The following is a 3,943-nucleotide window of genomic DNA, read 5'->3' on the forward strand; positions in this document are numbered from 1 at the left end:
GGACGCGACCGTGTAAATGTGCGCTTCCGGTATGCGGGTCAGAGTATCGTAGAGCATGGCGACAATGTGAAGTTCAAGACGAAACGCTTCTATATGGATATCTTTGACGAAGCCTTTACGGAGACCAAAGAGGCCATTGAAGTGTGGGTGAGCGACGACGGAAATAAGATTCCCATTAAAATAAAGGCCAAACTTAAAATAGGATCGGCCGAAGTCAAGTTCCGGAGCATTTCGGGCAACCGCCATCCGCTTACCAGCCGTATTGTAATCCCTTCCAGATAACAAGACATAACGGCCTATAAAGTCAGCCTCAGCGTCATTTTAGTACAAAGAAAAAGGGCGGTCAAGCCGCCCTTCCTCCATCTATATTTTCCAGAAACTGTTAGTTGGATAACTTCCACTCTGCACCGTCTTTGGTATCTTTTATCTCAAATCCAAGCGCTGTGAGCTCGTTCCGTATCTTATCGGACGTAGCCCAATCCTTGTTATCTTTGGCCTGTTTACGGATGGTGAGCAATAAATCCACCGCTTTTCCGAATGCTTCTGTATTGGCGCCCGCAGCTACCACTGCCAGATCCTGCATACCTAATATATCGAACAGAAATAGCTTGAATACGCTTTTCAGCTCTTCAATATCTGCGGCCGTAAGGGTCGCTTGTCCAGCCAATACGGAATTGATGCTTCGGGTGGCGTCAAACAAATGAGAAATCACAATCGGACTGTTCAGGTCGTCGTTCATAGCATCGTAACACTTGGAGCGAATACCTTTTACATCGACAGACGAAACCTCAGAAGCCTTCAGCTTGTCCAGGTGGCTCCATGCCTCCATCAACCGCGACAACCCCTTTTCCGAAGCCTGCAAAGCCTCATTGCTGAAGTCCACTGTACTGCGGTAATGAGCCATCAGGATAAAGAAGCGTATCGTCATCGGACTGTAAGCCTGTGCCAATGAAGCATGGCTGCCGGTAAAGAATTCATCCAACGTAATGAAATTACCCAGACTCTTACCCATCTTCTGTCCGTTAATGGTGATCATATTGTTGTGCATCCAGTAATGAACCGCCTCTTTTCCCTGCGAAGCCACAGCCTGCGCAATTTCGCATTCGTGGTGAGGGAAGATCAGATCCATTCCGCCTCCGTGTATATCGAAACTCTCGCCCAGGTACTTCTTACCCATGGCAGTACATTCGCAATGCCATCCCGGGAAGCCATTGCTCCAGGGCGAAGGCCAGCGCATAATATGTTCCGGGGCCGCACACTTCCATAAGGCGAAGTCAACGCTATTGCGCTTCTCTTCCTGTCCGTCCAGAGCCCGGGTGGTATTTAACATATCCTCCACGTTACGCCCCGACAGTTTGCCGTAATTATGCGATTTATTGTATTTTTCAACATCAAAGTAAACAGAACCTTCGCTTTCGTAAGCAAATCCGTTGTCGATAATCTTCTTCACCAGTTCGATCTGTTCGATGATATGCCCCGAGGCATGCGGTTCGATGCTGGGAGGAAGCACATTGAGTGCATCCATCGACTTGTGGTACCTGTTAAGGTAATATTGAACCACCTCCATCGGCTCAAGCTGTTCCAGTCTGGCCTTTTTGGCAATCTTGTCTTCTCCCGCGTCGGCATCATTTTCAAGGTGACCCACATCGGTAATATTGCGTACGTATCTTACTTTGTATCCCAGGTGCGACAGATAGCGGAACAACAAGTCGAATGTAATGGCCGGCCGGGCATGACCCAAATGGGCATCGCCATACACTGTAGGTCCGCATACATACATTCCCACATGCGGTTCATGCAAAGGTACGAACTGTTCCTTTTTTCTCGTAAGCGTGTTGTAAATGCTTAATGGATGTTCCATAACTATATAAAACTTTATTGAGGTTACAAATATACATATTCCGGCTGATATACCTCTCTTTTTGATGCCGTCAAATAAACCTTCAGCGATAGAAAGAAATTATTCTGTATATTTGTGGTTTAAAACAATATAGACATGAAGCAGATTACACTTCTATTATTCTCTCTTCTTTTATTCTCGTGTGCAGAAAAAAAGACGTCCGAAAAGATGGTATCCGTAACCATAGAACCCCAGAGATACTTTGCCGAAAAGATTGCCGGCGATAAATATACAATCAACTGTGTGGTGCCTGCCGGTCAGAGCCCCGAAACCTACGATCCCACACCCCAGCAGATGATCAAAGTGGGACAAAGCGTAGCTTACCTGAAGATCGGCTACATCGGATTTGAAACGGCCTGGATGGACAATATCGTAAAGAACAATCCCAACCTGAAGGTGTTCGACCTGTCGGAAGGTATTGCCGTAATTGATAACCCGGATGCCGAAATGCACGAGGAGCACGATCACGAAGGCGAAGAACACGGACACGACCACGGTCATAAGCACACCGGAATCGATCCCCATACCTGGAGCTCGGTTGCCGGAGCCAAAGCAGTAGCCTGGAATACCCTGCAGGCGTTTATCGCCCTCGACAAGGAGAATACCAAGTTTTACTTCGACAACTACAACGCCTTATTGGCCGAAATCGAAAAGACCGAGGCAACCATCAATCAATTGCTGGAGGGACTTAGCAACCGGACCTTCATTATTTATCATCCGGCCTTAAGCTATTTTGCCGCCGAATACCAGCTTACACAGCTATGCATTGAAATGGACGGTAAAGAACCCAGTCCCGCTCAGTTGAAAGAGCTGGTAGACACCGCCCGTGCCAACAATACCCGTGTTGTATTTATCCAACAGGAATTTGATCAGAAGAATGCAGAACTTATTGCCCGCGAAACCGGTTGTAAGCTTGTGCGAATCAATCCGCTATCCTATAACTGGCACGAAGAGATGATTCTGATTGCCCAATCTTTAAAAGATGCAGAAGCTAATTGAGATAAAAGATGTAACGGCCGGATACGGCAACAAGACCGTATTGAAAGATGTGTCGCTGGATGTACTGGAAGGCGACTTTCTGGGCATAATAGGTCCCAACGGAGGAGGTAAAACAACGCTGCTTAAGGTTATCCTTGGTCTGCTGCAACCCAACTCCGGAACCATCCGGTTTTATCAGGACAGCAAACAGGTACCTTTTCTGCGAATCGGATACCTGCCCCAGCTAAACAATATCGACAAGAAATTCCCCATTACCGTAAGAGATGTGATATCCTCCGGACTGGCTTCCGAAAAGCGATGGATTCGCGGATTTAACGACCAGCAGCAAAAGCGGATCGACGAAGTAGTGGAACAGATGGGACTGGAAGAGCTTGTAAAACGCCCCATCGGCGAACTTTCGGGCGGACAGCTTCAGCGGGTATTGCTGGGGCGCTCTATCGTGTCTGATCCGCAGGTGCTCATTCTGGATGAACCTAATTCGTATGTCGACAAGCGGTTCGAGTCACACTTTTACCGGTTACTCGACGAAATAAATAAACGGAGTGCCATCGTACTGGTTTCGCACGATATCGGCACCGTGCTTTCTATGGTTAAGAACATTGCCTGTGTAAACGAAACCGCCCACTACCATGCCGGATCCGATATCTCAGAAAACTGGCTGAACGAGAAGTATGCATGTCCCATCGAATTGATAGGGCATGGAAACCTGCCCCACCGGGTATTGAAAAAGCACGACGACGAAACATGTACCCACTCGCACTCATAGGACTGCCCGAAATAGGCTACATTATCGCCATTGCAAGTGTTATCTTCGGGGTAACCGCCGTATTGCAGAACCCTTTTATCAGTAAAGGACAGAAAGGATTGTGGATTCTCACCATCCTTGCCCTTAACTGGATAGGGCTGTTATGGTATTACTACGTTTTTTACTTCAAGGATAAGCAATAAACGGCAAAATGATCTGTCATCTATCATTTTCACCCTCAAAACCCTTTATTGAAGCGGGTTTCGGAAATGATAGATGGCTGTGACAGATCCGTTTCA

At 47.2% G+C, this 3,943-nt stretch carries 5 protein-coding genes; 4 read left to right on the plus strand and 1 reads right to left on the minus strand.

All coding sequences use genetic code 11. The features are described 5' to 3' along the window. Positions 1–282 (plus strand): DUF3108 domain-containing protein (locus AB7E53_RS14450; protein WP_446776480.1); only part of this gene is annotated, 282 nt, incomplete at its 5' end. A 100-nt stretch (positions 283–382) separates the two neighbouring features. On the opposite strand, the gene cysS is transcribed toward AB7E53_RS14450, so the two are convergent. Next, entirely contained in the window at positions 383–1,861 is a 1,479-nt protein-coding gene (gene cysS, locus AB7E53_RS14455; RefSeq protein WP_079682327.1) for a cysteine--tRNA ligase, read from the minus strand. Positions 1,862–1,996: 135 nt separating this feature from the next. Between cysS and AB7E53_RS14460 the strand changes: the two genes are divergently transcribed. Genes AB7E53_RS14460 through AB7E53_RS14470 form a run of 3 tightly spaced genes read left to right on the plus strand, consistent with a single transcriptional unit; the run spans position 1,997 to position 3,847 of the window. Then, a complete protein-coding gene (locus tag AB7E53_RS14460; RefSeq protein ID WP_068181346.1) occupies positions 1,997–2,899 on the plus strand; it encodes a metal ABC transporter solute-binding protein, Zn/Mn family in 903 nt (300 codons plus the stop codon). Beyond that, complete coding sequence (locus AB7E53_RS14465; RefSeq protein ID WP_068181349.1) at positions 2,883–3,665, plus strand: metal ABC transporter ATP-binding protein; 783 nt, start codon at positions 2,883–2,885, stop codon at positions 3,663–3,665. Before AB7E53_RS14460 ends, AB7E53_RS14465 begins: the two co-directional genes overlap by 17 nt. Beyond that, positions 3,644–3,847 (plus strand): hypothetical protein, encoded by a 204-nt coding sequence (locus tag AB7E53_RS14470; RefSeq protein WP_068181352.1) that lies wholly within the window; start codon positions 3,644–3,646, stop codon positions 3,845–3,847. The genes AB7E53_RS14465 and AB7E53_RS14470 overlap by 22 nt, the downstream gene beginning before the upstream one ends. Positions 3,848–3,943: the final 96 nt, after the last annotated feature.

Origin of the sequence: Macellibacteroides sp. (assembly GCF_050251695.1) — a bacterium.
Classification (GTDB): Bacteria; Bacteroidota; Bacteroidia; order Bacteroidales; family Tannerellaceae; genus Macellibacteroides; species Macellibacteroides fermentans.